Here is a 24,005-nt window from a genome sequence, read left to right as displayed (position 1 = left end):
TTGCTTGATGCTTGATGCGGCGCCCTACAGCTGCGGGCGCGCCTTGTGGTGGTCCGTATGCTGCTCATAGGCATGGGCGGCGCGCAGCACGGTCGATTCGTCGAACGGCTTGCCGATGAGCTGCAGGCCGACCGGGAGGCCGTCCGCGAAGCCGCATGGCACGCTGATGGCCGGAACGCCGGCGAGGCTGACCGGAATCGTCACGATGTCGTTGAGGTACATCGTCAACGGATCGCCGATCTGCTCGCCGATGCGGAACGCCGTCGTCGGCGCGGTCGGTCCGACGAGCAGGTCGTATTTTTCGAACGCCTGGTCGAAGTCGCGCTTGATGAGCGTGCGGACCTTTTGCGCCTTGAGGTAATAGGCGTCGTAATAGCCGGAGCTCAGCGCGTACGTGCCGAGCATGATGCGGCGCTTGACCTCCTGGCCGAAGCCTTGGCTGCGCGACTTGCGGTACAAGTCGATCAGGTTGTCCGGATCGTCCGCGCGCACGCCGTAGCGCACGCCGTCGAAGCGGGCCAGGTTGGAGGAAGCCTCGGAGGAGGCGAGCAGATAATAGGTCGCGACCGCATATTCGGTATGCGGCAGGGAAACTTCCTCCCAGGTCGCGCCGAGATCCTCAAGCACGCGCAGCGCGGCCAGCACCGCTTCCTTGACCTTCGGATCGATGCCCTCGCCCATGTACTCCTTCGGCACGCCGATGCGCATGCCCTTGATATCCCCGCTGAGCGAGCCGACATAGTCGGGGATGGAGACGTCGGCCGACGTAGAGTCCATGCGGTCGTGGCCGGCGATCGTCTGCAGCACATAAGCCGCGTCCTCGACGTTTTTGGTGATCGGCCCGATCGCGTCGAGCGAGGAGGCGAACGCCACCAGGCCGAAGCGGGAGACGAGGCCGTACGTCGGCTTGAGGCCGACGACGCCGCAGTAGGAGGCCGGCTGCCGGATCGAGCCGCCGGTGTCGGAGCCGAGCGCGAAGTAGACCTGGCCCGCCGCCACCGCCGCTGCGGAGCCGCCGCTCGAGCCGCCCGGCACATAGTCCGTATTCCACGGGTTGCGCACGGGACGGAAGCTGGAGTTCTCGTTGGAGCCGCCCATCGCGAACTCGTCCATGTTGAGCTTGCCGATCGTCACCGCTCCGGCATCCTGAAGCTTGCCGGAGACGGTCGCATCGTAGATCGGATCATAATTGGAAAGAAACTGGCTCGCGCATGTCGTGCGCAGCCCCTTGGTGACGATGTTGTCCTTGATGCCCGCAGGCAGCGCATGCAGCAGTCCCTTGGCCGCGCCGGCCTGATCGAGCTCGGCCGCGCGGACGCGCGCCGCCTCCTCGTTCAGCGTCAGGAACGCGCCGATCCGCTCGTCGGTCTCGGCGATCCGCGCATAGGCCGCCTCGGTCAGCTCGGCCGCGGACAGCTTGCCGGCGGCGAGCTCGTTATGTAGATCCTGTAGTCTTTGATCGAATAAAGCCAACCGATGTTCCTCCCTTCGCCGCTAGCGGCTATTCCAGTACGGCAGGCACCTTGAACTGCCCGTCCTCGTCGTCCGGCGCGTTGCGCAGCGCAGTCTCGTTGGAGACGGACTCGCGCACCACGTCCTCGCGCATCACGTTCGTGACCGGAAGCACATGGCTCGTCGGCTCGATGCCTTCCGTATCCAGCTCGTCCAGTTTTTCTGCGTACTTCAAAATGGCGCTGAGCTGGCTGGCGAACTGTTCCTTCTCTTCCCCGCTCAGCTCCAGCCGCGCCAGATTCGCGACATGCTCGACCGTCTTCGCGTCGATGCTCATCGTTCTTTTCCCCCTTGTCTAGCAAGATGACTGATGCCTGACACCATTCCCCGTATTATACCTTGAGTCCGACAACATTCTCAATGCGCAGCGCTAAACGAATGCGGCAACGCGCACGAAAAAACCGCCGGACCGAAGGTCCGGCGGCCGATGCCGCGTGGAAGGCGCTATCCGCTTTTCCGCACGAAGCTTGCCGGTCTGAATTCGACCAGCAGCAAGCCTGCAAAAGTTCATGAACCCGCTCGCTTGCCCGGATTGGGCTCGAAGCGATCTCCGATCACTTCAGCCCAGCCAGGTCGAGCTTGCCGCCTGGCGGGACGACCTGGCCTTTGAGCCCCAGCTCGCCGAGCCGCGCGACGAACGCATCCGCATCCTGGCGGATCGGCGGGAACGTGTCGTAATGGATCGGCACGACAAGCTTGGCTCCGTACCACTCGGCGGCTTGCAGCGCATCCTCCGGCCCCATCGTATAGTGGCCTCCGATCGGGATGAACGCGACATCCGGCTGGTAGCGGCGGCCGATGAGCGCCATGTCGGAGAACAGGCAGGTGTCCCCCGCATGCAGGAACGTAAGGCCGCCGGCCTCGACGACGAATCCGGCCGGCATGCCGCCGTATACGATGCGCTGCTCGTCCTCGATCACGATGCCCGAGCTGTGGAACGCCTGCACCATCGTCGCCTTGGCAAAGCCGCCGAGATCAACCGTGCCGCCCATGTTCATACCTAGCGTTTTGGCTCCCTGCCAGGACATGTACGCGGCGAGCTCCGGAATCGCGACGATCGGCGCGCCGGTCCGCTTCGAGATGGCGGCGGCGTCCTGAATATGGTCCTGATGCGCATGGGTGAGCAGGATGTAATCCGCCTCCACCTCCTCCGCGCTTGTCCGGGCGAGCGGATTTCCGCTCAGAAACGGATCGATCAGCAGGGACTTGCCGTCCTCCAGCGTGATGCCGATGCAAGATTGTCCATGAAAAACAACGTTCATGCTTCGCTGCACTTCCTTTCGGATTAGGCTCTATTCCTCTATCCCCCGACGGCGGGAGGGTCAATCAGATCCACGCCTTGAGATTGACCTGGCGGATGAAATCCTCCCGGGTCTGCACGTCCTTGGACGAGAGGTCCTCCTCCTCCGGCACCTCCGCGTCGCCGCGGACGATGCGGTTGAACAGCTCCTCGTTGCGGGTGGCGAGCGCATAATCGATCAGCGCCTCGCGCTCCACACGGTCGGCCTCCAGCTTCAAAAGCACCTTGTCGAGCTCGACATCCGATCCCGGAACGAGGAAGTTCCGGTTGTGAGCCGGAACGCGCACGACATAATCGAATACATTGTCCGCATTGCGGTCGTAAGCAATGATATATCCATACTCCCCGACAGGAAGATTCTGCTCATACTGATCGGAAACGATCACGACTTTTTCGCCGAGCTTGAACATCGGTCCATCGCCCTCCCTAGCACCACTCTTTCAATTCTAGTAAAAGTTTACTAGAAGGGAGGGGGGATGGCAAATCAAGATCAAGGCAAAACGAGCTGCGCCGTGCCCTTCACATGCCAGATGATCGGCTCCATGACGGAAAACAGCCGGGGATGCTCGATGCGGACGATCAGGACGACGCCTGGCCGATCCAGCGTCACTTCGTAGTCGAAGCGGCTGTCGCGGTATACATACGGGAAGGAATGCTCCCGGCCGATGACTTCCCACGCCTCGACGACAACGGCCGCTTTCAGCCTGGACCCTGCAGCCGGCCGCCCTTCGCCGTCCAAGAACAGGTTTTCCTGCAAATAGATGGCGGCGGCAGCCTCGGCCCGAGCTTTGTCGATGTCGAACCGACCTTCAGCCAGCTCCTCCTCATCCAGCTGCTGGGCGGCGGCATGAGCCGCGCGGTTGACAGCATGCTTCGCTTCGAACAGCATCCGCACGGCACGCTCCTCGTCCGCTTGCGCCGCATGCGCGCTCAGCCAGAGCATGCTCATCAGCAGGATCAGCAGCAGCTTGTACATCGTCTTCCCTACCTTTCCGCCACGAAACCGTTACGGCACGAATTCGCTCATCTTCAGTCCGACCGCTCGCATCCGCTCGCCTGCGGAAGGCGCGGGAATGCCGATCAGGCGGTCGATCTCGAACAGCCGCTCGTACGGATAGCTCGCCTCCAGCCGCAGTCCCGTCCCTCTCGGCAACGGCTCGCTCGCGCGGTCGGCCGGCAAGCCGTTCGTGGAGCTGACCCGGAACTCGACCGCCTCGGGCCGCATGCCGACGGCGGCGAGCCGCCCCCGCGCCTGCTCGAGCATCTCCGCATCGATGTAGCCGCGGCTGCCGCTCGCTCCGATCTCGAGCAGGTAATCCACTTCCTTCTGCAGCATCGCTTCCCGCATGACGAGCACATGCTTATAGACCGGCGAGAACATCATCCAGCACAACATCGCCGCGAACAGGACGAATACGAGAATCTGCTTCAAGGATCCGTGCTCCGAATGCTCTGGGACATAGCGCTTCCGAAGCTTTCCAAGCCGGCCTTCGTCCCCTGCGGTCCTTGCGCGACAGCGACATAAAGCAGCAGCACCGCGGCCAGCAGCAGCACCGATGCAAGAATTTCCTTCACGATTCCACCTTCCTTCGCATTAAGGGAGCAGGTTGCCGATCATCGTGTTCGCGCCGTTGCCTTGGGTCTGAATCCGCGCACGGGTGCCGGTCGCGTTGTCTGAAATGATCGTATTGAAGAGCACCAGCATGACGACGATCATCATGACGGTGACGAGAATGTTTCGCATGCTCTCACCTCCTTTTCTCGTATTATTGCAGGGAGTCGAACAGCTTCTGGCTTTCTCTCACCCAAGGGTAGATGAAGACTTGAAACGTGTAGAGGATCGGCAGGCCGGCGAGGATGAACAGCACGTAAGAGCCGGATTCCTTGCGGGATTCCTTGGCGATCTCCAGCTTTTCCTTGTAGTCGCGGATCCGCTCCCGCAGCAGCCCGTAGTAGGCATCGTCCTCGTGCAGCCGCAGGGAATCGACCGTCTCGGCGAAGCTGATCGCTTCCTCGGTGCCGACTCGCGTCTTGAACATGCGGATCGCCTCGCCCGCATCGTGATACCACTCGCCGAGCAGATTCTGGAGCTCGCCGCGGATCGACCTCGTATACGGAACGCAGCGCATGAGCTTGGCATGGATATGGAGCGACGAGCCTTGCAGGTACAGCAGCTGAGTGCTGACGGTATGGATCTCGCGGATGACTTTGGCGGAGCGTGCCTGTCGGATCGACTCCAGCGCGATCTTATCGACGAGCAGCGCGAACGTCAGCAAGATCAGCGCTCCCCAGCCTGCCAGCGGCAGGACAAGCAGCGGCCTGACGCCAAGAGCCGGCAGGCCGGCGCCAAGCAGGGCGGCAAGCGCGCCCGCCGCGAAGACGATCCGGCGAGCAGCCGCATAGGCCGCGCCGTCCCATCGAATTCCGCAGCCGGCCAGAAGCCTCGATCGCTCCTCGACGACGCGGCTGGTCCGCTTCAGACCTACGAGCCTCAGCTGACGATCCGCAAGCAGCCGCCCCTCCGGCCCGCGGCGCTGCAGATGCAGCCATCGCGGTCTTTTGGTCGACAGCCGCCGCAGCAGCGCATAGATCAGAATCGTCAGCAGGACAGCCTGAGCCAGCCAGGCGATCGCGAACCCGGCGCCGTTCCAAGCCTCGATGAGCTTCATGTCGAGCCTCCTTTACATCTTCTTGCGGGATAGCCAAAGCCCCATGACGAAAGAAGCGAAAATGAGGGCCAAAGCGTTGAGCAGAATGTCTCTGCCGCCAGGGTCGAGCACGTAATAGCGGTAGGAGCTTTCGGGATTGTAGCGGAAGTTGATCCCGAGGAACAGGCCGAGGAACAGCACCGGGGTGAAGTTCGCGATCCGGATCTCCAGCAGCTTGTGCCGCTCCTGCTCGTTGGCCCGCCTGGCCCTCCGCATATCGGAAATCAGATCATGAAGATTGTCCGAGATGTCATGGCCTTCGCTGATCGCCACCCGCAGGATCTGGACAAAGTAGTCTCCCCACAAGTGGCCGAGGGAAGCGGAGAACAGGCGCAGGCTCGCCTCGTCGTCTCCTCTGACGCATAGATTCCGGTAGAGCTGCTCGAAGGAGGCTTTCAAATGGCCTTGAAGCCGGTTCTCCTCCACCATCCGGCGGAGAGCTCCGCGGATCTGCCGCTGCCCTGCGACAAGATAGCATTGATAAAACAGCTCGGCTGCCGGCAGGAACTCGAGCCGGGTCTGAAGCTGCCGCTTGAGCAGCATCATCTTCAGAAAGGAATAGGGCGCGAGCGCAAGCATCAGTCCGAGCATCAGCGCGCCTTTGAGGCTGAGGAACAGGATGGCCCCTACGGCTCCTCCCGACGCCAGCAGCAGCAGCGACAATAGCGCGAGCCCCTCCGGACGGATGCCGGACTGCAGCGCGTCCAGCGTGTCGCTCAGCTCCCGGTAAAGCCATCCGGAGCGCTGGAGCATGCGGCGGATCCGTTCGCGCAGCGACCGGCCGCGGCGATAATCGAGCCGGCTCGAGGCCAAGCGCGAATCGTCGCCGAAACGGAGCGCGGAAGCGATCAGCGGCATGAGCGCCAGGCACAGCGCGATCGCCGCCGCCAGGACAAGCCAAGACGATTCAAACATGGGCGGACTCTCCTTCGAAGCCCGCCTCCTGTAGCGTCAGTCCGCAAGCCGCAAGCCTCCGAGCCGCTTCGATGCCGGGCCGCGGCGCCAGCCTCCATCCCTCTCCGCGCCGATAGAGAGCCCATTCTTCCAGCGACGCCTCCCCGTCCCGCCAGCGGATCTCGCCCATGCGGACGATTCGGCGCTTGCCGTCGGCGATGCCCATCTCGATGCCGATCTGCGTGACATGCCTGGCGATCCGCTTGCACAGCCGCGCCGGATCCATTCCCCGCCCGTCGAGCATGCACATGTCGGTGATCGCCTCCGGCACGTCCTCCAGCCGGCTGGCATGCACCGTCGTCATGCTGCCGGCATGTCCGCGCGTACAGGCGCGGACATAGATGTTGGCGTCCTCGTCGCGGATCTCCGCATGCACGATCCGCTGCGGCGACTGCCGGAGCGCAAGCTTGAACGCTTGCGCCGGCCCGTGGCGCTCGTCCTCTTCGTCGGTCTCGTATTCGACGACGTTTTTATTCGGGAACTCCTTGCCGAGCATCATCTCCAGCCGGGACTCCAGCGTGACGATCCGTTCCTCGTCGGGCAGCTCGGCGATGAGCGCCTTAAGCAGATGCGTCTTGCCGGAGCCCGTCGGCCCGATCACGACCAGATTGTAGCGGACGGCCAGCACGGCATGCAGCATGCGCGACATCTGCGGGCAGAGAGTGCCGTAAGCCGGAGCGGCCAGCTCCTCCAGCCGGAACGCCTGCGCTTGGTAGAAGCGCATCGTCAGCGTCGGCAGCGAGGTGAAGCCGTACGCGGTCATCGTCACCCGGGTGCCGTCGCGCAGCATGACTTCCGCCCAGCGCTTGCGCGGGTTGATGCGGTCGTTGTTGTACAGCACCAGGTTCTGCTGGATCCGCTCCACCTCGCCGAGCGTCTGGAATTCGAAGGGAGACCGCTCCACCCGCCCTCCACGCATGAGATAGATCCGCGTGCCGACGACCTGGATCTCTTCGAGTCCCTCCCGTTCCTCGAGGATGCGCTCCAGCACGCCGAGTCCGATCACTTCCGCGAACAGCGCCTCCGCCAGCGACTTGTACGGGGAGCCCATGCCGGGAAGCTCATGAAGCCGCAGCTTCAGCAGCCGGTCGGCGACGAGCGCCATGATCTCCCGGCGCTCCTGACGATAGCCGAGGACGGCCCGGTTGAGCCGCTCTCCGTAAATCCGCCTCTCGTCGTCCGTCATGCCCCGCGGCGAGGCCAGAAAAGAGCGCATGTCCTCCGCCGCCTTGGCGAACGTATCGGGTGCGGCCGCATCCGCCGGATGCCCCGGGCCCGAAGCCTCGCTCGAAGCGGGCTGCCGGATGCCGGAACGCAGCTCCGCGGCGAGCGCCGCAGGCGAGAACCGCTCTCCGCTCATATTCTCAGTTCTCCGCGATGCGCCTTGAGCTTGCGGAACCAAGGCTGCTTGTCCTTGACCGGACGGCAGCGGATGCCGTGCCGTTCCGCCAGCTTGTCCGCAGCGAGGTCCATCGCGATCCGTCCTACGGCGTCCTGCTTCAGCCACGCCTGATACCGGCCTCGATCGAGCGACTCGTAAAAAGCTTGATTGGTCTTGAATTCGGCGATTACGGACAGTCGGGTTTCCTTTTCCATCTCTTTCATGCGATAACCTCCAGTGGTCGATGGGGATTGTATGGCGAGCAGATCGAATTGCTCCGGCAGGATGCCGAACAGAGGCGAGACTTGGCGGATCCAGCGGTTGCAGTCCTCCTGAAAATGGGACAGCGCTCCGGTCGTGCACAGGATGCGGGAGCTCGCGGCCCTCATCGCGCCGATCGTCGCGGCATTATCCCAATAGCAGCCCGCATCCGCGACGACGGCCGGAAACGTCTGCCGGGCGATATCCAACAGATGCTCCGTCTCTTCGAAGGAGTAGAACTCCGCCTGGTCGCGCATCTGATTGCCCGCCAGGACATGGACGAGCGGATGCCCGTCCGGCTGGATGCAGGCCCGTCGCAGCTGGGCGGAAGAGAGGGACGCGGAGGTCAGCTCGGGACGGATGCTGTCCAGCGTCGCTGGCGGACGATCCTGTCCGATGAAGCGGTGGATCTTGGCGCTCCGCAGGTTCAGGCAGAGGAAGCCGACCTCCTCCCCGCTCCTCTCCGCCAGTCTGCACGCAGCCGCGAAGGCGGCGGATGTCGTGCCGATATTCGGCGTCGTGCCGATGAAAGCGATCAACGGCGCGCTCATGGCGCCGCCCCCGTTCCAGCATCCGCGATATCGAGCGAGTCGGCGCTGTAGGCGATGACAAGCTTGACCTCCCCGCCTTTGCACAGCTCGTCGATCCGAAGCCACTGCTCCTCGGTCAAATTCAGGTTGACGAATTCGATCAAGCCGTTTGCGTCTCGGCGGGAGGCGTACATCTTTTGCCGGTTGCCCTCGGCAAGCGAGAGCAGATTCGGATTGTCCAGATCGTCGATCTCCTGATTGCCGCTCGTCTTGACCGACGCGACGACGACCGGGTCCGCAAACAGCCTCACGGACGCCGAGGCGGCGCCGGAGGCATACAGCACGACGCGGTCTCCGGCCCGGATGCCGCTCGACACGGAAAGCACGTACTCCCGCGGCAGCTGGAAGGTCGATTCGCTGCGCGCCGGCAGCAGCCGGTACGAGTCCAGCTTCCAGTCCCGCAGCGGCTCGCCCTGACCGAGCGGCACGACGGCCTCCTGTCCGGCGGCCAGCGACGGCTCCGACATCATATCCTGCGCGAACGCGCCGGACGGTATCGTCTGCAGGCCGAGATCCTGCGCCTCGATGCGCTCGCCCGCCGCGATGAAGCGCTTCGGAACGAGCACCTGCACGGCATGCTGCCGCTCGATCGAGCGCAGCTGCACGAGGTAGAGCCCGTACACGAGGATCGCCGACAGCATCGCCGCGGCGATCCAGATGAATCTGTTCTTTCCTTTGCCCATAACGGCCCCTCCTGAGGAAAAATAAAAAACGCAAGCAGGAACCTCGGGGAGGTTCAACCGCTTGCGTTCTTCGCGAGCTTATGCGATGCCTGGCATCGCATTCCATATTTGACTGAATTCATAATATCAATCGGATAAAGGGCTGTAAAGCTTTTTTTGCGCCGAGGCTTCGTCAAGCCTCCGGGCGGCGGCCTCATGGCACGGAAGCGCCGCGGCCGTGCCCGGATTAGAAGTCGATCAAGCCGACGCTGATCTGCAGCGCGTCGTCGACATGACGCATCATCTCGTCGTCGAGATGGGTGATCTTGTCGGTCAGCCGCTGCTTGTCGATCGTCCGGATCTGCTCCAGCAGGATGACCGAGTCCCGGTCGAAGCCATGCTCCTTGGCGTCGATTTCGACATGAGTCGGCAGCTTGGCCTTTTGAATCTGGGCCGTGATGGCGGCGACGATGACGGTCGGGCTGAAGCGGTTGCCGATGTCGTTCTGAAGCACGAGCACGGGGCGCACGCCGCCTTGCTCGGAGCCGACGACGGGGGAAAGATCAGCGAAAAACACATCTCCGCGTTTGACGATCAATCGCTACACCCCGCTAACGAGACGGCCGAGCGCGCGGTCAGCGTCTTCCTCCGCTTGAAAAGCTTCCGAGGCCATGTTCAGGTTGATCTTAGCCATTTCCAGATAACCTCTCTGCATCAACTCGCGGATTTGACGCTTCTTGCGCTCCACCAGATAGAGCTTCATCGCCTGGCGGATGAACTCGCTGCGGTTGGAATTCTCCTTGGCGACAATGCCGTCCACTTCTTCCAGCAGATGATCCGGAATGCTGATCATGATTCGTTTGGTATTCTGTACATTGGCCACCAACTCGCACCTCCAAAACTTGTCAAAGCCCATTACCATTATGTCTCCGATGCAAATAGGCTATACTCCACCATACCTATGAGATGCCTGTATCCCGTAGAACAGGCGAGGCGGATGCCCCCTATGGGGGCAATTCGCCGCATGGCGACGATATTCCTGCTTGCCTTCCGCAAAAAATGACATCACCCGTGCGAAAGCGGATTTTCGACCTCGACGATCTCTCCGCCTCGCACATACACTCTCGGAATCCTCGAAGCGATCATGCAGGTGACCTCGTAGTTGATGGTGCCGAGCTGCGCGGCCAGCTCCTCGGCGGTAATCTCCGCCTCTCCCTGGCGTCCGATCAGCACGGCTTCCTCGCCGGCCTCGACCGGCGACCCCGTCGCCGCCTCGGCGCCATTCAGCGCGACCATGCACTGATCCATGCAGATCGTGCCGGCCACCGGAACGCGCTGGCCCCGCACGAGCGCCTGGGCCTTGCCCGACAGCAGGCGGCTGAAGCCGTCCGCGTAGCCGATCGGGATCGTGCCGATGCGCTCGCCGCGCTCCGCGAAGTAGCGGGTGCCGTAGCTGATGCCCCAGCGCTCGGTCAGCTCCTTGACATGCACGAGCTCCGATCGGAGCGACAGCACCGGCTGCAGCGCGAGCCGATTGCGGTCCACCTCGTCCGACGGATAAAGCCCGTACATGCCGATGCCGAGCCGCAGCATGCCTCCGCCGAGCTCCGGCGTATCCATGCCTGCGGCCGTATTGGCGCTGTGCAGGATCTCGATCGGCAGGCCGCGCCTGCGGACCTCGTCCGCAACGGCCGCGAACCGCCCGTATTGCAGCTCGGTATAGCTTTTGTCCGCCTCGTCCGACTTGGCGAAGTGCGTGAACAGCCCCTCCACATGCAGCTGAGGCACGCGCAGCGCCTCCTCGAGGAAGCGCATCGCGTCGCCGGAGCCGTCGGCCAGCCGGCCGAGCCGGCCCATGCCGGTATCGAGCTTCACATGGACCTTGAGCCGGGGACCGTCCAGCGGCAGCGAGCGGGCCGCCTCGAGCGCGTCGTCCCGGTACAGCGCGATCGTAATGTCCAGCGAGCGGGCGAGGTCCAGCGCATGCGCCGGCACGTAGCCGAGGACGAGGATCGGCGTCTTGATGCCGGCCGCGCGGATGCGGAGCGCCTCGTCGAGGAAGGCGACGCCAAGATAGTCGGCCCCGCAGGCTTCCGCCTCCCGCGAGACCGGAACGAGTCCGTGTCCGTAAGCGTTGGCCTTGACCGAAGCGAGCAGCTTCATTCCTTCCGGCGCCGAGCTCCGGAATGCCCGGATGTTGCTTCGAAGGGCATCGAGGGAAATTTCGGCGCGGGTCGGACGGTAATAAGTATCCACCTGATTCATCCCTTTTCGCTTGAAAAACCCAATGCCTCTAATGGTACCCTCGATGCCCGGCAGTGTCAATGAACGAAGCCCTCCGCCCGGCTGGCACCTGTTGGCAGCGGCAAGGTCGGCAAAGCGCCGCGGCCATCCGCGGCCTGCGGCGCTTCTCTTGCCTTATTTGGTCATGTCGTCGACGACCGACTGTGCGACTTTGACCAGCTCGTTTTCCGGCAGATTGTCGGAAGTGAGGCGGAAATACGTGCCCTGATACGTCCAGGCCAGCGTCATCGGCTGCCCCTCGCTCAGCTGGCCGACCGTATAGCCGAGATCGACGATGCGGCCGGTGCCCGCCGCCGACGCGTAATCGTCCGGCTGCGTCTCGATCAGCGTGTAGCTGTACGTGCCGTCATAACGAAGCAGGACGCCCGGATTGCCGCCGAATTCGATATCGCTGCTGTCCTTGAACGCGATGCCCTCCGGACCGAGGTAGGACGGCTCCATCGGGATGAAGCTCGAGCTCGACGGATCGGCGGCGACTCCGCCTTCGGCGGCATTGCCGTCCGTGCCGGCTCCATCCGTGCCGGCTCCTGCCGCTCCGTCCGTCTCCGTGCCCTTGGATGCGCCCGGCTCGCCTTCCGGCACCGCGGTCGTCGGCTGCGAGCCGGCTGCCGGGGAGCTTTGCAGGTTCGCCTTCGTATCGAACACGCTCTTCTCCAGCTTCTCGTTGAACTTGAACGAATCGAACTTCACGTCTACGAGCACGGCGCTGTTGGAGTCGCTCACCTCGACTTGCTTCGGCGCGTAGTCGTCCTTGCTCAGCCAGATTTTCTGACGGGCCAGCGAGGCGTTCTGATAATTGGCCATGACATCGAACACATAGCTGTCCTTGTCGCTGGCGAACTGGCGGGAATTGTCCTTCAGGATGCTCTCCACCAGCGTCTGGTACAAGTACACCTGGCCCTGCTCCTCCGGCCAGTTGCTCTGGAAGCGGAACACTTTATTGAGGCTCGGCGTCAGGACGAACACGCCTTCGTCGTTGCGCAGGACGATCTGCGTCAGATCCTTCTTCTCGTTCGTCAGCGCGATCCGGTAGTAATTCGGCTTTTGGAACTTCACGTCGACCTTGTACTGGAGCGGCTGGGTCGCCGTATGGAGCGTCATCGTTCCCGTTCCCTGATACGTTTCCGTCTTCTCCTGCAGCTTGCCGAGCTCCTTCACCACGGAGCCCGCATCCTTTTTGCCGCATCCGGCCAGCACCAGAATGAAGCAGGCCATCAGAGCCGCGATCAAGCTTATGCGACGCATCTTCTCATCCCCTCTGCTCGTTGAGTTTTCCTAAGCTGATACATGTCTATGAGGGGACTTGGCCTTTTATGCGGACGAGATTGACGAGCCGGCGGCAGGAGAGGCTTTTCTTCCCTATAAGATGAAGCGCGATTCGAGCTCGAAAAGGGGCCTGGCAACAACGCCCCGTCCCTCGGCAGGCCGCTAGGCCGAAAGTCCCGCTCGGCGAAGCGAAGCCTTTCCGCGGCGATCCGCTGAAGGGCGTCTTCGCGCCAGGCGCCGGCAAGCCGCGCCGCTGCGCCTTCCGCATCGCTTCCGCCGATTTCAAGCGACGGAGAAAAAAGAGGATTTTCCCCTATTCCATCCAAAAATACTCCCCCTCCCGAGAGGAATGTCCCCCATCCAGCGAACCAATCTTGCCTTGGCTGGGAGCTTCCTGGAGCCTACACTTTAAGTAAGCGAGATGGCGAATCTTGCAGCATGCACACAACGAATTCAAGGGGGATTTTCGCAATGTTGAAGAAGAAATCCACAACAGCTCTGGCCGCTCTGTCCATGGCAGCCGTGCTGGCCCTCACCGCTTGCGGAAGCAACGGCAACAACGGAAACAGCGGCGCGAGCAACGGCGGCGCAAGCGCAAGCCCGGCTCCGACGACAAGCACGGCGCCGACCGAAGCGCCTGCAAAAGACGTTTCCCTCCGCGTATTCTCCACGTTCGGCGGAACGGACGCGGCGCGCGAAGCGTTCCAGAAGCTTCTCGACGACTTCTCCGCGAAGTATCCGAACGTGAAGATCGACAACGACGTCATGTCCGCCAACGACGACGGCTTCCGCACGAAAGTCAACTCCGACATGAACAGCGGCAACGAGCCGGATCTTCTGTTCTACTTCGTCGGCGCCGATGCCAAAGGCTTCGTCGATGCCGGCAAGGTCGTACCGCTCAACAGCCTGCTCGACGAGGACGCCGAATGGAAAAACGGCTTCATCCCGTCCGCGCTGGAATCGGTCAAGCAACCCGACGGCAACATCTATGCCGCTCCGCTGACCGGCTTCTACGAAGGCCTGTTCGTGAACAAGGCGATCTTCGAGAAATACAACCTGGAGCTGCCGACCGACTGGGATAAGCTGACGAAGGCCGTCAAGACGCTGTCCGAAAACAAGATCATCCCGCTCGCGGCTCCGTTCGACCAGTCCCACTATGTCATCGAGCACTCCGTCCTCGCGGCATCCGGCTCCGAAGGCCAAAAAGCCGGCCTGCTGAACGGCATCAGCCCGGAATGGGAGCTCGGCATCGGCAAGCTGAAGGAGCTGGGCGACCTGGGCGCGTTCCCGAAAGACGCGGCGACGATCGACCTGACGATGGCGGCAAACTACTACTCGCAAGGTCTGGCCGCGATGGTGCTGGAAGGCTCGTGGGCGATCGGCGGCATGGCCGACGCAGTCAAATCGACGTCGACCGTGCTTCCTTTCCCGGCGATTCCGGGCGGCAAAGGCACCGGCAAGGACGTTGTCGGCGGCTTCGGCAGCGGCTTCTACCTCTCCAAAGCGACGTACGACAACGCCGACAAGAAAGACGCGGCCGTGCAGCTGCTTAAATTCCTGACGAGCAAGGATGCGATCAAAGCGGTCGCAACGGCGAACGGCGGCACTCCAGCCGCAGATGTGCAGATCGACGGCCTGCCGCAAGTCGCGCTTGACGGCTTCAAGATGGTCGCGGACTCCACGTCGGTCAACTCCCCGATCGACAGCTACCTGTCGCCGGAGACGTTCACGACGATCCGTCAAAACATCCAAGGCGTCGTCAAAGGCGAGAAGACGGCGAAACAGGCGCTTGAAGCAGCCGAGAAGATCGAAAAGGCGAACAAGCAGTAATCGGCTTCCTATCGCAGCCCCTCTATAACCAACCCTCGCCGCCCTTCGCACCGCATGGGCGGCGAGCTTTTTTCCGGCCTCGGCTCCATCCACTACGAGTTAAAAAGGTGATTGTATGAAGGGTGACAAGAAGTATATCGTCGCGTTCCTCGCGCCGGCTCTGCTCCTCATTTCCACGTTCGTCTACTATCCGTTCCTGAAAAGCCTTTACCTCAGCTTCTACCGGACGTCTGGCTTCTTCGACAAGAAATTCGTCGGACTGGACAACTACAAGCGCATGTTCACGGACGACCTGCTCGGAGCGGCGACGCTCCATACGCTCGAGATCATGCTGTACACGATCGTCTTCCAGGTCGGAATCGCGCTCGTGCTGGCCGTCATGGTCGACAACATTTCCAAGGGCAAGCAGTTTTTCCGCACCGTCTTCTTCTTCCCGATCGTCATTTCCGGCGCGGCGATCTCCCTGCTGTTCGTCCTCATCTACAACTATCAGTTCGGCATGCTGAACAACGCCATCGCGGGCCTAGGGCTCGAGAAGGTGCTTTGGCTCAGCGAGACCGGCTCGCTGAAGGCGGTGGCCGTTCCGACCGTCTGGCACTATGTCGGCTTCTACTTCATCCTGTTCCTGACGGCGATGTCCAAAATACCTGCCGACTTCTACGAAGCGGCCAAGCTTGAAGGCATCTCCGGCATCAAAAAGACGACGATGCTGACGATCCCGCTCATCCTGAGCGACATCAAGGTCGTGCTCATCCTCGCGATCACAGGCACGCTCAAAGTATTCGACTTCGTCTGGATCCTCTCCCGCGGCCAGAACGGAACCGAGGTGCTCGGCACGTACATGTACAAAAAAGCGCTCGTGGACCAGAACTTCGGCTACGGCTCGACGATCGCCATCTACATCGTCGTGTTCGGCCTGATCCTCTCGATCATCACGAACCGACTGCTTAAAAGAGAAGAGATCACCTATTAACCTTTTATGGGGTGGAAGCAGATGCAGCAAGTCAATGGAGTGAATACCGTACCTGTAGAAAGACATCGATCCGGCAAGCGCATCCCTTTGGGCACGCTGTTCATGTACGTGTGCCTGACGCTGTGGGCGCTCACGACGATCTATCCGATGTTCTGGATCATCAACAACTCATTCAAGCTGTCGACCGACGTCATGAACGACTCGTTCTCCATCGCCCTCTCGCCGGTGCTGACCAACTATGAGACGGCGTTCGACCGGATCAACATCGGCAAGGCCTACGCCAACAGCCTCATCATGTCCGGCGCGACTGTCCTGCTCGTGCTCGTATGCGGCGGCCTGGCGGCCTACGTGCTGTCCCGCTTCAAGTTCCGCGGCCGCAACGCGCTGAGCTCGCTGCTCGTCGCGACGCTGCTCATTCCGGCGTTCGCCACCGTCGTTCCCGTGTACGAGCTGCTCATTGAGTGGGGCCTCGTCAACAAATACTGGGGCCTGATCCTTCCGCATACCGCAGGCAACCTGACCTTCGCGATCCTGGTCATGACCGCTTATATGGCGACCATTCCAAAAGAGCTGGAGGAAGCGGCCTTCATCGACGGCTGCAACCGGTTCAACATGTTCACCCGCATTTTCATGCCGATTGCCCGGCCCGTCTTCGCATCGGCCAGCATCTTCGTCTTCCTCTGGTCGTACAACGATCTGTTCTCGGCCCTGATCTTCGTCAACAAGGAAAACGTTCGGCCCATCGTGGCGCTGCTCAACGAAATCAGCTCCCAGTACGGAACCGACTTCGGCCTCATGGCCAGCGCTGTCTCCCTGACCGTCGTGCCTGTCCTCATCGTCTATCTGTTCATTCAGAAGTACATCGAGAAGGGCATGACCGAAGGTGCTGTAAAGGGCTGATAACCACGATAGCATCATCCTCGCCGTCCGCTCCGCTGAGCGCGGGTGCGGATGCAGCAGCAAAAAGGCTCCAGATTGCCCGATCGGGCATCTGGAGCCTTTTTTGCGCTGCGCCGGAACGCGGACGCCGTGGCCGTCCGTCTGGAGCGCCGTCTCAGGACGCGGCCGCGAGAGCAGACGGCTCAGTCCGCCTGCCCGTCCTGCGGCGGCTCCGGCTCCGGCTCCGGCTGCGGGCTGCGGCGCTGCAAGCGGCCGGACTTGCGCAGCGACTCGCGGAGCAGGAACTCGATCTGCGCATTGACGCTTCGGAATTCGTCGGCGGCCCACGCCTCGACCGCCTGGTAGATGTCGGGGTCCATCCGGAGCGGAAAGGACTTTCTTTCCTTAGGCATCGCGGATGCTCCTAATTGTACAGCGTTCCTGCATTGATGACCGGCGTCGTGCCGCGCTCGGACACGATCGCCACCATCAGATTGTTGATCATCGCCGCCCGCCGCTCCTCATCGAGCACGACCCCGCGTGCTTCCAGCTGCTTGAGCGCCGACTCTACCATGCCGACCGCTCCGTCTACGATCTTCTGCCGGGCGGAGACGATCGCCTCCGCCTGCTGGCGCTGCAGCATCGCGCCGGCGATCTCCGGCGCGTAGGCCAGATGGGACAGCCTCGTCTCCAGCACCTCGACTCCGGCTACCGTCAGCCGCTCCTGCAGCTCCGCCAGCAGCCGCGAGCTCACCTCGTCCGCATTGCCGCGCAGCGATACGGCGCTCGCGTCCTCATACGTGTCGTAAGGATACTGCGCCGCCAGATGCCGGATCGCCGTCTCGCTCTGAATTTCCACGAACGTCTCGTAGTCGTCGACCTCGAAGCTGGCCCGGGCCGTATCCGTCACGCGGAAGACGACGACCGCGGCAATCTCGACCGGGTTGCCGGAGGCGTCGTTCACCTTGAGCTTCTGGCTGTTGAAGTTGCGCACCTTCAGCGAGACCTGGGACTTGGCGCTGAACGGCATGACGAGCCAAAGGCCGCTGTCGGTCACCGTTCCTTTGTAGCGTCCGAAAAAGGTGATGACCTTCGCCTGGTTCGGCTGCACGATCGTCAATGCGCTGAACAGGATCAGCGAGGCGAGGAGAAGCAGCGAGCCGAGGACGTAGCCCGCCGCTCCCAGCGCGAATTCATCGCTGGAGATGAAGAGCAGCGCCGCCCCCACAAACGCGGCTGTCCCGAGGAGGAGAGCCCCAAAACCATTCATATGCCATGCCTTGCGTTCTTGCATCGTCATTCCCCCTGAATCACTATGATGTAATAATGATATCACTTTTTCCTTTTCTATGGAAGCTGAAACGAAAAAAAGGCTGTCTCCGGGTCAATCGCCTTGACCTTCGGAGGCAGCCCCGCGTCGAAGACGCTGCAGCCCGTATTGAATGGAAGCTTTCATCCTCGTGGCCGGCTGTCATTCAACCCGGCTTGGCGTCAGGAACGGCGCGTGGCGCGTCCAGCCCCGCCTGCCGACCACTCAAGCGCTCGGAGCAGGCGCTGGCGCCGGCGCCGGAGCGGTCGGCGCGGCGGGCCGCTCCGGAAGCTTCAGCTTGCCTTCGCGATGGAGCTGCCGCAGCTTCTCTTTGAGCTGCTGCTCGTCCATCCCTTTCGTATCGATGCCTTGGGCGGCGGCGAACGCCTTCAGCCGCTCCAGCTTTTTCGCGTGAAGCTGCTGCTTGAACAGCGCCCATTTTTCCGGCTGCTTCGTTTTCTGCTCCCGGATTTCCTGAAGCAGCTGCTCGTCGGTTTTGCCTTGCGTCTTCAGGCCGAAAAAGGCGACCGCCTCGCGGATCATCATCTTCTGATGGGCTTTGCGATAGCGCTGATGGCCGGGCTGCCCTTTTGGATGGCGCAGCTCCCCGTGCGGAGACTCGATGCGGTCTGGCGCCGCCGCCGGCGCCTTGGACGGCTCCGGCTGGATCGCTGCGGCTGCGGAAGCTGCCGGCGCGGACGCCGTAATGGCTGCGGCGAGCAGAAGGGCCGCCGTCTTGCTGAGGAAATGGTTCATTCATCCGTTCCTTCTTTCGGGATGGATTCTGGTTCTTTTTTACCGTGTCCTGCCGTCAGCTCTTTTATTCCAAAAAGATGCAAAAAAAGACCTTTCTCCGTAGAGAAAGGTCGTTGGACTTCAACGTCAGCCTTCAACCGAATGACGGTTCAACAAGCTTTGGAACTGCTCGTCGTTGAGGTCGCGCTCCAGCACGTCCGCGATCTCGATGTCCTCGCAGTCCGGCTTCGTGAACGACTTGCCTTTCATGTAATACCCGTTCGACTTGGCGGCGGCGTAGTAGCCGCACAGCTTCTCAGCCGTCTTGACCGCCTGCTCCTCCGAATCGAAGCTCGCCAGGTTGTTGCCGAAGCTGAGCGGATTTTTGGAGCTTTGAATATTGACCCGATAGGGAGCGACCGCGTCCGACTCTTCGTGTTTGACCAGAATCTCGATGTCAGAGCATGTATTCCGATATTTGATGGACATCATCAACACCGCCTGTTGGTACCTCAGCATGTGAGGCAGATTCGGCCAGTGCCGTTAGCGCTGCCGTACTAGCTATTAAACCGCTTGCTTCAGCTGTTAAACAACAGACGCCCTACATTTTCTCGCGCCGGTTGTCGCTGCGCAGCAAATCGCCCATCCAGCCCTTGGCGCGCATCCAGACATAAACGGCGAGCGTAGAGCCTCCGATGACGCCCAAAGCGATCCAATAGCCGGCCTTCCACTCGAGCTCGGGCATATTCTTGAAGTTCATGCCCCAGATCGCGCCGATCGCCATCATCGGCGTGCACAGGATCGTGAAGACGGTGAGCGTCTTCATGATCTCGTTGCCGCGATAGTTGGACAGGTTCTCCTCCAGCAGCAGCAGCGATTCCAGCTCCCGGCTGTATTCGTCCTGGAGCATGATCATGCGCTCGAGCCGGGACTGCAGCGCCTTGTGGATACGGCTCTCCTCCATCTGCTCGGGAAAAGCCTCCTCCAGCGCGTAGCGGATCTCGCGGATCGGCCGGGTCAGTCCGGACCAGTGCAGCAGCCGGGCGCGGAGCTCGACGATCCGGTGGAACATGTAGCCGCCGTTGCGCTCCTGCAGGCTGTCCTCCAGCTCGCGCAGCTTCGCCTCGAACCGGTCCATGCCCTCGAAAAACGGCTCCATGATGCCGGCAAGCAGGTGGATGAAGCCGTCCAGCGGCGTGTCGGCGTCCTCCGCATGCTCGAAAAACGAGGCGGCTTTTTCGCAGCCTGCGACGATCGCCTCCTCGTCGAAGCCGATCGTATAGAGCTCCTTGTCCCGAAGCAGAAAATGGAAAAACGAGCTGCTGCTTCCCTCCTCGTCCGCCCGGCCGCTGACAAGCGTGCCGAAGACGGCATTGCGCTCGCCCTGCAGCGAGATCGCCGACAAGTAGTTGACCTCCCGGCTCGAGCTGTTTCTCGCCCATCGAGCGAGCACCGGCTGCTCGCCAAGCGCTTCGGACGCCTGCTCGCAGCTGTCGAACTTCATCCAGCGCCAATGTTGCTCCTCCTGATCCGACCCGCTCACGCTGATCCCCCGCTTTCTTCGACTATTCCCTCTTACCCTGTTCGGCTTGCCTCGCAACCCCAAAACGCCTCCGGAGGCGAGCTCCGAGGCGTTTTTGTTTTTGGATGGCCGAACGAGATCAGCCGATGATGATTCTTCCTTCCGGATAACGGAAGCTTTCCTTTTTGGGCTTGGAGCGGAAAGCGAACGCCAGCGTCAGCAGGCCGAGCCGGCCCATGAACATGAGGGCGATGATGACGCCTTTGCCGGCATCCGTCAGCTCCACCGTCGCTCCGAGGCTGAAGCCGACCGTCCCGAACGCCGATACCGCCTCGAACAGCAGGACGAGGAACGGCCCGTTCTCGACCGTCGTCAGGATCATCGTCGCGACGACGATGACGATCACCCCCATGAGCGTGACCGTAATGGCCCGGTACAGCTCCCGCGCCCCGATCCGATGGCGGAAGATGACCGCGTCCTCCCGGCCGCGGATGATCGCGACGATGCCGGCGAGCAGCACGACGAACGTCGTGATCTTGATGCCCCCGCCGGTCGAGCCCGGGGCGGCGCCGATGAACATGAGAATGACCATCATGAGCTGCGTCGCTTGGCGCAGATCGGCGATCGGCACCGTGTTGAGCCCCGCGGAGCGCAGGCTGAACGACTGGAACGCCGACGCCCACAGCTTGCCGTCGAGGCCGAGCGGCCCGAACGTCCGCGGATTCGTATACTCGAAGATGAAGAACAGCACGGCTCCGCCGACCGTCAGCACGGCCGTCGCCCACAGCACCACCTTCGTATGGAGCGATACCTTGCGCTTCTCCGGCCAGCGGATCAGGTCGGCCATGACGATGAAGCCGATGCTGCCGAAAAAGATCAGCGTCATGGAAATCAGATTGACCGCCGGATCGTCGACGAACTGGCTCCATCCGCCCAGCAGCTCGAAGCCGGCATTGTTGAAGATGGACACGGAATGGAAGATGCCGTTGTAGACCGCCTCGCCGAAGCTCATCCGATCCATCCAGACCCAGGCAAGCATGATCGCGCCGAGCCCCTCGATCGCGGCGGAGAACAGGAAGATGCGGATGACGAGCTGCACGATGCCGCTCATCTCATGCTGGTTGAGCGATTCCTTGAGCACGAGCCTGTCCTTCAGCGAGATCTTGCGGCCGAGAGCGAGCGCGAACCAGGTCGCCGCGGTCATGAAGCCGATGCCGCCGAGCTGGAACAGCACGAGCAGCACGATCTGGCCGAAGCGGGAGTAGACCGCGCCCGTATCGAGGATCGTGAGGCCGGTGACGCAGGTCGCCGAGGTCGCCGTGAACAGCGCGTCCAGCAGCTTGATCCGCTCGCCGTCGGCCGAGGCGGCCGGCAGGCTGAGCAGCGCCGTTCCGATCAGGATAAGCAGCACGAAGCCGGTTGTCAGCACCCGGGGAGGGGACGAGTAGGCTTTTTTGAGAATGCGAATGAACAGCACCGGATGAAGCTCCTCTCTAATGGTTCCGAAAGCGGCGGATGCGCTTGTCCTCCCTACTATAGCCGAAGCGCAAAAGGCAGTCCACTAATGCGTGGACTGCCTTTTGGCGGCGGACTCGCCGAGCAGGTAACGGTTGATCGTCGTCTCCAGAAGATCCGGACGGATCGGCTTGCTGATGTAGTCCGTCATGCCGGCCTCCAGGCATTTCTGCCTGTCGCCGGGCAGCACGTTGGCCGTCATCGCGATGATCGTCGGGTGGGCCGAGCCGGACTGCCCGACGATCCGCCGCGTCGCCTCGAGTCCGTCCATGATCGGCATCTTCATGTCCATGAAGATGAGGTCATAGGAGCGGGCGAGCGCCATGTCGACGGCGAGCTCGCCGTTCTCCGCCACATCCGCCTCGACGCCGAAGCGGTCGAGCAGCTTGAGGATGAGCTTCTGGTTCACCTCGTTGTCCTCGGCGACCAGCACGCGAGGCGCTTCCTGCCTGCGGATGCGCGCCAGCCGCTCGGGCGGTGTCGGCGCGAAGGGCAGCACTCCGCCGCTGAGCGAGCGGTCCGGCAGCAGCGTCTCCATCTCCGGCAGGGCGGCGGCGCCGATCTCCGCGAAGGTGTCGCTCAGCATCGCCGAAAACGAGAACGGCTGGGAGGCTTCCCAGCGGGGAAAAGGCTCGGCTCCAGGCTCGAGCCTCGCCGGCGAGGGCAGCTCCGTCAGCCCGGAGCCCGGATTCTCCTCGAGCCGCTCCAGACGGACGGTGAAGGTGAATACCGCGCCGCAGGGCTCGTTGGGAGCGCAGGCGATCGAGCCGTCCATCAGCTCCACCAGGTTTTTGCAGATGGCGAGGCCGAGGCCTGTGCCGCCGTACTTGCGGGTCATCGACGAATCGAGCTGGGAGAACGGCTGGAACAGCTCCGCCAGCTTTTCCGCCGGAATGCCCACTCCCGTATCCCGCACCTGGAACTCGACCGTCAAGTCCCGGATCGACCCCGCGAACGGCTCGGAGCCCGGCCGCGCGGCGACCTCGATCCGGCCTTCCGGCGTGAACTTGACCGCGTTGCTGACCAGATTCATGAGAATCTGGCGCAGCTTGGTCACGTCCCCGTAGACGTATTCAGGCAAGCTCTCGTCGACGGTGCAGAGCAGCTCGAGGCTGTTCTCCCGCGCCTTGCCGATGAACAGGTCCAGCGATTCGTCGAGGCAGCTCTTGAGGCTGAACGGAATCCGCTCCAGCTCCAGCTTGCCGGCCTCGATCTTCGCATAGTCGAGGATGTCGTTGATGACGCCGAGCAGGGAGTCTCCGCTCTTGAGGATGATTTCGGTAAAGTCGCGCTGCTCTTCGTCGAGGTCGGTTTCCGTCAGCAGATTGGTCATGCCGAGAATGCCGTTCATCGGCGTGCGGATCTCATGGCTGACCATCGCCAGGAAATCGGTCTTGGCGCGGTCGGCGATCTCCGCCGCCTCCTTGGCGGCGAGCAGCTCGCGCTCGGTCTTCTTGCGCTCGGTGATGTCGCTGACCGTGCAGGCATAGATGAGCTCGTCGTCGACATGCGTGCTGCCGAGCTTGATCTCGGCATGGAAGCGGCTGCCGTCCTTGCGCTGCGGCATCACCTCGATCAGCCGCCCGGAGGTGAGGCCCTCGGCCGTCTGCTCCGTCATGCCCTCGAGCTGCTTGAGGCACAGCTCGGGCACGAGCTCATGGATATGCCTGCCGATGACCTCTCGCTCCGAATAGCTGAACATCGGCAGGATCGACGGGTTGACGGTCAGGATGATGCCGCCTCCGTCGAACGTGATCATCGTGTCCATCGACGTGCTGCTGATGACGCTTTTGATCGCTTCCGCCTTGGTCAGCTGATACGCCGTGCGCATCAGCTCCTTGTTCATCCGCTCCAGCTCCTGCGTCTGCTGCTGAAGCAGGATCTTCTGCTGCTGGAGCTTCTTGTTGCTGACGTACATGCCGACGAAGCCCTCGATCTTCGAGCGGAAGATCTGCGGCACGAACGGCTTGAGCATGTAGTCGATGGCGCCGACGGCGTAGCCGGTGAACAAGTGCTGCGACTCCTTGCTCGTCGCGGAGACGAAGATGATCGGAATCTCCTTCGTCTTCTCCCTCGACTTGATCATGCGCGCCGTCTCGAAGCCGTCCATGCCGGGCATCTGGACGTCCATCACGATGACCGCGAAGTCGTCCTTGAGCAGCGCGCGCAGCGCCTCCTCTCCCGACAGGCACTTCACGAGATTGTAGTCGAGGTCGGCCAGCACCGCTTCGATCGCAAGCAGGTTCTCCGGATAGTCGTCGACAAGCAGAATATTGATCGGTCCGTCGTAAGAGATCATGGTTC

General features: G+C 62.1%; 27 protein-coding genes and 1 pseudogene. 3 read left to right on the top strand and 25 right to left on the bottom strand.

The window, feature by feature from the left end; all coding sequences use genetic code 11:
• Positions 1 to 24: 24 nt before the first annotated feature.
• The 17 genes from gatA to B8V81_RS16250 all read right to left on the bottom strand — a co-directional run bounded on the left by gatA (position 25) and on the right by B8V81_RS16250 (position 12,917).
• Positions 25 to 1,473, bottom strand: coding sequence for an Asp-tRNA(Asn)/Glu-tRNA(Gln) amidotransferase subunit GatA (gene gatA, locus B8V81_RS16320; RefSeq protein WP_028600559.1), 1,449 nt, complete (start codon positions 1,471 to 1,473; stop codon positions 25 to 27).
• 28 nt (positions 1,474 to 1,501) lie between these two features.
• Positions 1,502 to 1,789, bottom strand: coding sequence for an Asp-tRNA(Asn)/Glu-tRNA(Gln) amidotransferase subunit GatC (gene gatC, locus B8V81_RS16315; protein WP_028600560.1), 288 nt, complete (start codon positions 1,787 to 1,789; stop codon positions 1,502 to 1,504).
• Between the two features lie 277 nt (positions 1,790 to 2,066).
• A complete protein-coding gene (locus B8V81_RS16310; protein ID WP_101808760.1) occupies positions 2,067 to 2,774 on the bottom strand; it encodes a metal-dependent hydrolase in 708 nt (235 codons plus the stop codon).
• Between the two features lie 64 nt (positions 2,775 to 2,838).
• On the bottom strand, positions 2,839 to 3,222 hold the full coding sequence (locus B8V81_RS16305) for an ATPase (RefSeq protein WP_101808759.1): 384 nt from the start codon (positions 3,220 to 3,222) through the stop codon (positions 2,839 to 2,841).
• Between the two features lie 80 nt (positions 3,223 to 3,302).
• Entirely contained in the window at positions 3,303 to 3,788 is a 486-nt protein-coding gene (locus B8V81_RS16300; RefSeq protein WP_101808758.1) for a hypothetical protein, read from the bottom strand.
• A 30-nt stretch (positions 3,789 to 3,818) separates the two neighbouring features.
• A complete protein-coding gene (locus B8V81_RS16295; protein WP_101808757.1) occupies positions 3,819 to 4,244 on the bottom strand; it encodes a hypothetical protein in 426 nt (141 codons plus the stop codon).
• A complete protein-coding gene (locus B8V81_RS25330) occupies positions 4,241 to 4,387 on the bottom strand; it encodes a hypothetical protein (RefSeq protein WP_156876722.1) in 147 nt (48 codons plus the stop codon). Before B8V81_RS25330 ends, B8V81_RS16295 begins: the two co-directional genes overlap by 4 nt.
• Positions 4,388 to 4,406: 19 nt before the next feature.
• Positions 4,407 to 4,556: a hypothetical protein gene (locus tag B8V81_RS25325; protein ID WP_180968469.1), complete on the bottom strand. Its 150-nt coding sequence runs from the start codon at positions 4,554 to 4,556 to the stop codon at positions 4,407 to 4,409.
• 22 nt (positions 4,557 to 4,578) lie between these two features.
• Positions 4,579 to 5,481, bottom strand: a complete 903-nt coding sequence (locus B8V81_RS16290) for a hypothetical protein (protein ID WP_101808756.1) — start codon at positions 5,479 to 5,481, stop codon at positions 4,579 to 4,581.
• A gap of 12 nt (positions 5,482 to 5,493) precedes the next feature.
• Positions 5,494 to 6,435 (bottom strand): magnesium transporter CorA family protein, encoded by a 942-nt coding sequence (locus B8V81_RS16285; RefSeq protein WP_101808755.1) that lies wholly within the window; start codon positions 6,433 to 6,435, stop codon positions 5,494 to 5,496.
• A complete protein-coding gene (locus B8V81_RS16280) occupies positions 6,428 to 7,834 on the bottom strand; it encodes an ATPase, T2SS/T4P/T4SS family (protein ID WP_101808754.1) in 1,407 nt (468 codons plus the stop codon). The genes B8V81_RS16285 and B8V81_RS16280 overlap by 8 nt, the downstream gene beginning before the upstream one ends.
• The gene (locus B8V81_RS16275) at positions 7,831 to 8,667 is read right to left on the bottom strand and encodes a CpaE/TadZ family protein (protein WP_028600567.1); all 837 of its coding nucleotides are present in this window, start codon (positions 8,665 to 8,667) and stop codon (positions 7,831 to 7,833) included. Before B8V81_RS16275 ends, B8V81_RS16280 begins: the two co-directional genes overlap by 4 nt.
• On the bottom strand, positions 8,664 to 9,389 hold the full coding sequence (locus B8V81_RS16270) for an SAF domain-containing protein (RefSeq protein ID WP_028600568.1): 726 nt from the start codon (positions 9,387 to 9,389) through the stop codon (positions 8,664 to 8,666). The genes B8V81_RS16275 and B8V81_RS16270 overlap by 4 nt, the downstream gene beginning before the upstream one ends.
• 226 nt (positions 9,390 to 9,615) lie before the next feature.
• The gene (locus B8V81_RS16265; RefSeq protein WP_028600569.1) at positions 9,616 to 9,966 is read right to left on the bottom strand and encodes a type II toxin-antitoxin system PemK/MazF family toxin; all 351 of its coding nucleotides are present in this window, start codon (positions 9,964 to 9,966) and stop codon (positions 9,616 to 9,618) included.
• A gap of 3 nt (positions 9,967 to 9,969) precedes the next feature.
• Positions 9,970 to 10,251 carry a CopG family ribbon-helix-helix protein gene (locus B8V81_RS16260; RefSeq protein ID WP_028600570.1) on the bottom strand — a complete coding sequence of 94 codons (282 nt, stop codon included), beginning with the start codon at positions 10,249 to 10,251 and terminating at the stop codon, positions 9,970 to 9,972.
• Between the two features lie 182 nt (positions 10,252 to 10,433).
• Entirely contained in the window at positions 10,434 to 11,624 is a 1,191-nt protein-coding gene (gene alr, locus B8V81_RS16255; protein ID WP_028600571.1) for an alanine racemase, read from the bottom strand.
• A gap of 162 nt (positions 11,625 to 11,786) precedes the next feature.
• The gene (locus B8V81_RS16250; protein WP_028600572.1) at positions 11,787 to 12,917 is read right to left on the bottom strand and encodes a LolA family protein; all 1,131 of its coding nucleotides are present in this window, start codon (positions 12,915 to 12,917) and stop codon (positions 11,787 to 11,789) included.
• 492 nt (positions 12,918 to 13,409) lie between these two features.
• Between B8V81_RS16250 and B8V81_RS16245 the strand changes: the two genes are divergently transcribed.
• The 3 genes from B8V81_RS16245 to B8V81_RS16235 all read left to right on the top strand — a co-directional run bounded on the left by B8V81_RS16245 (position 13,410) and on the right by B8V81_RS16235 (position 16,641).
• Positions 13,410 to 14,768 carry an ABC transporter substrate-binding protein gene (locus B8V81_RS16245; protein WP_028600573.1) on the top strand — a complete coding sequence of 453 codons (1,359 nt, stop codon included), beginning with the start codon at positions 13,410 to 13,412 and terminating at the stop codon, positions 14,766 to 14,768.
• A 115-nt stretch (positions 14,769 to 14,883) separates the two neighbouring features.
• Positions 14,884 to 15,741, top strand: a complete 858-nt coding sequence (locus B8V81_RS16240; protein ID WP_028600574.1) for a carbohydrate ABC transporter permease — start codon at positions 14,884 to 14,886, stop codon at positions 15,739 to 15,741.
• Between the two features lie 21 nt (positions 15,742 to 15,762).
• Positions 15,763 to 16,641 (top strand): carbohydrate ABC transporter permease, encoded by an 879-nt coding sequence (locus B8V81_RS16235; RefSeq protein WP_052333620.1) that lies wholly within the window; start codon positions 15,763 to 15,765, stop codon positions 16,639 to 16,641.
• A 182-nt stretch (positions 16,642 to 16,823) separates the two neighbouring features.
• Here the strand turns inward: B8V81_RS16235 and B8V81_RS16230 are convergent, their stop codons facing one another.
• The 8 genes and pseudogenes from B8V81_RS16230 to B8V81_RS26345 form a co-directional block, all read right to left on the bottom strand.
• Positions 16,824 to 17,033, bottom strand: a complete 210-nt coding sequence (locus B8V81_RS16230; RefSeq protein WP_101808753.1) for a type II toxin-antitoxin system antitoxin — start codon at positions 17,031 to 17,033, stop codon at positions 16,824 to 16,826.
• A gap of 11 nt (positions 17,034 to 17,044) precedes the next feature.
• Positions 17,045 to 17,914, bottom strand: coding sequence for an SPFH domain-containing protein (locus tag B8V81_RS16225; RefSeq protein ID WP_101808752.1), 870 nt, complete (start codon positions 17,912 to 17,914; stop codon positions 17,045 to 17,047).
• A 240-nt stretch (positions 17,915 to 18,154) separates the two neighbouring features.
• Positions 18,155 to 18,685: a hypothetical protein gene (locus tag B8V81_RS16220; protein WP_028600578.1), complete on the bottom strand. Its 531-nt coding sequence runs from the start codon at positions 18,683 to 18,685 to the stop codon at positions 18,155 to 18,157.
• 126 nt (positions 18,686 to 18,811) lie between these two features.
• On the bottom strand, positions 18,812 to 19,156 hold the full coding sequence (locus B8V81_RS16215; RefSeq protein ID WP_127464457.1) for a hypothetical protein: 345 nt from the start codon (positions 19,154 to 19,156) through the stop codon (positions 18,812 to 18,814).
• A gap of 109 nt (positions 19,157 to 19,265) precedes the next feature.
• A complete protein-coding gene (locus B8V81_RS16210) occupies positions 19,266 to 20,207 on the bottom strand; it encodes a magnesium transporter CorA family protein (protein WP_127464458.1) in 942 nt (313 codons plus the stop codon).
• A 118-nt stretch (positions 20,208 to 20,325) separates the two neighbouring features.
• Positions 20,326 to 21,663 carry a TrkH family potassium uptake protein gene (locus B8V81_RS16205; protein ID WP_373864118.1) on the bottom strand — a complete coding sequence of 446 codons (1,338 nt, stop codon included), beginning with the start codon at positions 21,661 to 21,663 and terminating at the stop codon, positions 20,326 to 20,328.
• Positions 21,664 to 21,747: 84 nt separating this feature from the next.
• Positions 21,748 to 23,469 (bottom strand): ATP-binding protein, encoded by a 1,722-nt coding sequence (locus B8V81_RS16200; RefSeq protein WP_342352577.1) that lies wholly within the window; start codon positions 23,467 to 23,469, stop codon positions 21,748 to 21,750.
• Positions 23,470 to 23,529: 60 nt separating this feature from the next.
• Positions 23,530 to 24,000, bottom strand: a pseudogene (locus tag B8V81_RS26345) (response regulator); the annotation flags it as partial.
• Positions 24,001 to 24,005: the final 5 nt, after the last annotated feature.

The sequence above is a fragment of the Paenibacillus pasadenensis genome, assembly GCF_002864175.1.
In the GTDB taxonomy this organism is placed as follows: domain Bacteria; phylum Bacillota; class Bacilli; order Paenibacillales; family Paenibacillaceae; genus Paenibacillus_O; species Paenibacillus_O pasadenensis.
Note: the sequence above shows the minus strand (reverse complement) of the source record. Positions and strands in the feature narration are given on the sequence as shown.

Bases quoted from the DNA above. Each gene is read 5' to 3' on its own strand.
- B8V81_RS16305 (WP_101808759.1), bottom strand. From the start codon at position 3,222: ATGTTCAAGCTCGGCGAAAAAGTCGTGATCGTTTCCGATCAGTATGAG.
- B8V81_RS16285 (WP_101808755.1), bottom strand. From the start codon at position 6,435: ATGTTTGAATCGTCTTGGCTTGTCCTGGCGGCGGCGATCGCGCTGTGC.
- B8V81_RS16230 (WP_101808753.1), bottom strand. From the start codon at position 17,033: ATGCCTAAGGAAAGAAAGTCCTTTCCGCTCCGGATGGACCCCGACATC.
- B8V81_RS16245 (WP_028600573.1), top strand. From the start codon at position 13,410: ATGTTGAAGAAGAAATCCACAACAGCTCTGGCCGCTCTGTCCATGGCA.
- gatC (WP_028600560.1), bottom strand. From the start codon at position 1,789: ATGAGCATCGACGCGAAGACGGTCGAGCATGTCGCGAATCTGGCGCGG.
- B8V81_RS16250 (WP_028600572.1), bottom strand. From the start codon at position 12,917: ATGCGTCGCATAAGCTTGATCGCGGCTCTGATGGCCTGCTTCATTCTG.
- B8V81_RS16200 (WP_342352577.1), bottom strand. From the start codon at position 23,469: ATGGACACGATGATCACGTTCGACGGAGGCGGCATCATCCTGACCGTC.
- B8V81_RS16300 (WP_101808758.1), bottom strand. From the start codon at position 3,788: ATGTACAAGCTGCTGCTGATCCTGCTGATGAGCATGCTCTGGCTGAGC.
- B8V81_RS25325 (WP_180968469.1), bottom strand. From the start codon at position 4,556: ATGCGAAACATTCTCGTCACCGTCATGATGATCGTCGTCATGCTGGTG.
- B8V81_RS16220 (WP_028600578.1), bottom strand. From the start codon at position 18,685: ATGAACCATTTCCTCAGCAAGACGGCGGCCCTTCTGCTCGCCGCAGCC.
- B8V81_RS16275 (WP_028600567.1), bottom strand. From the start codon at position 8,667: ATGAGCGCGCCGTTGATCGCTTTCATCGGCACGACGCCGAATATCGGC.
- B8V81_RS16310 (WP_101808760.1), bottom strand. From the start codon at position 2,774: ATGAACGTTGTTTTTCATGGACAATCTTGCATCGGCATCACGCTGGAG.
- B8V81_RS16290 (WP_101808756.1), bottom strand. From the start codon at position 5,481: ATGAAGCTCATCGAGGCTTGGAACGGCGCCGGGTTCGCGATCGCCTGG.
- B8V81_RS16215 (WP_127464457.1), bottom strand. From the start codon at position 19,156: ATGATGTCCATCAAATATCGGAATACATGCTCTGACATCGAGATTCTG.
- B8V81_RS16225 (WP_101808752.1), bottom strand. From the start codon at position 17,914: ATGCAAGAACGCAAGGCATGGCATATGAATGGTTTTGGGGCTCTCCTC.
- B8V81_RS16280 (WP_101808754.1), bottom strand. From the start codon at position 7,834: ATGAGCGGAGAGCGGTTCTCGCCTGCGGCGCTCGCCGCGGAGCTGCGT.
- B8V81_RS16240 (WP_028600574.1), top strand. From the start codon at position 14,884: ATGAAGGGTGACAAGAAGTATATCGTCGCGTTCCTCGCGCCGGCTCTG.
- B8V81_RS16270 (WP_028600568.1), bottom strand. From the start codon at position 9,389: ATGGGCAAAGGAAAGAACAGATTCATCTGGATCGCCGCGGCGATGCTG.
- B8V81_RS16235 (WP_052333620.1), top strand. From the start codon at position 15,763: ATGCAGCAAGTCAATGGAGTGAATACCGTACCTGTAGAAAGACATCGA.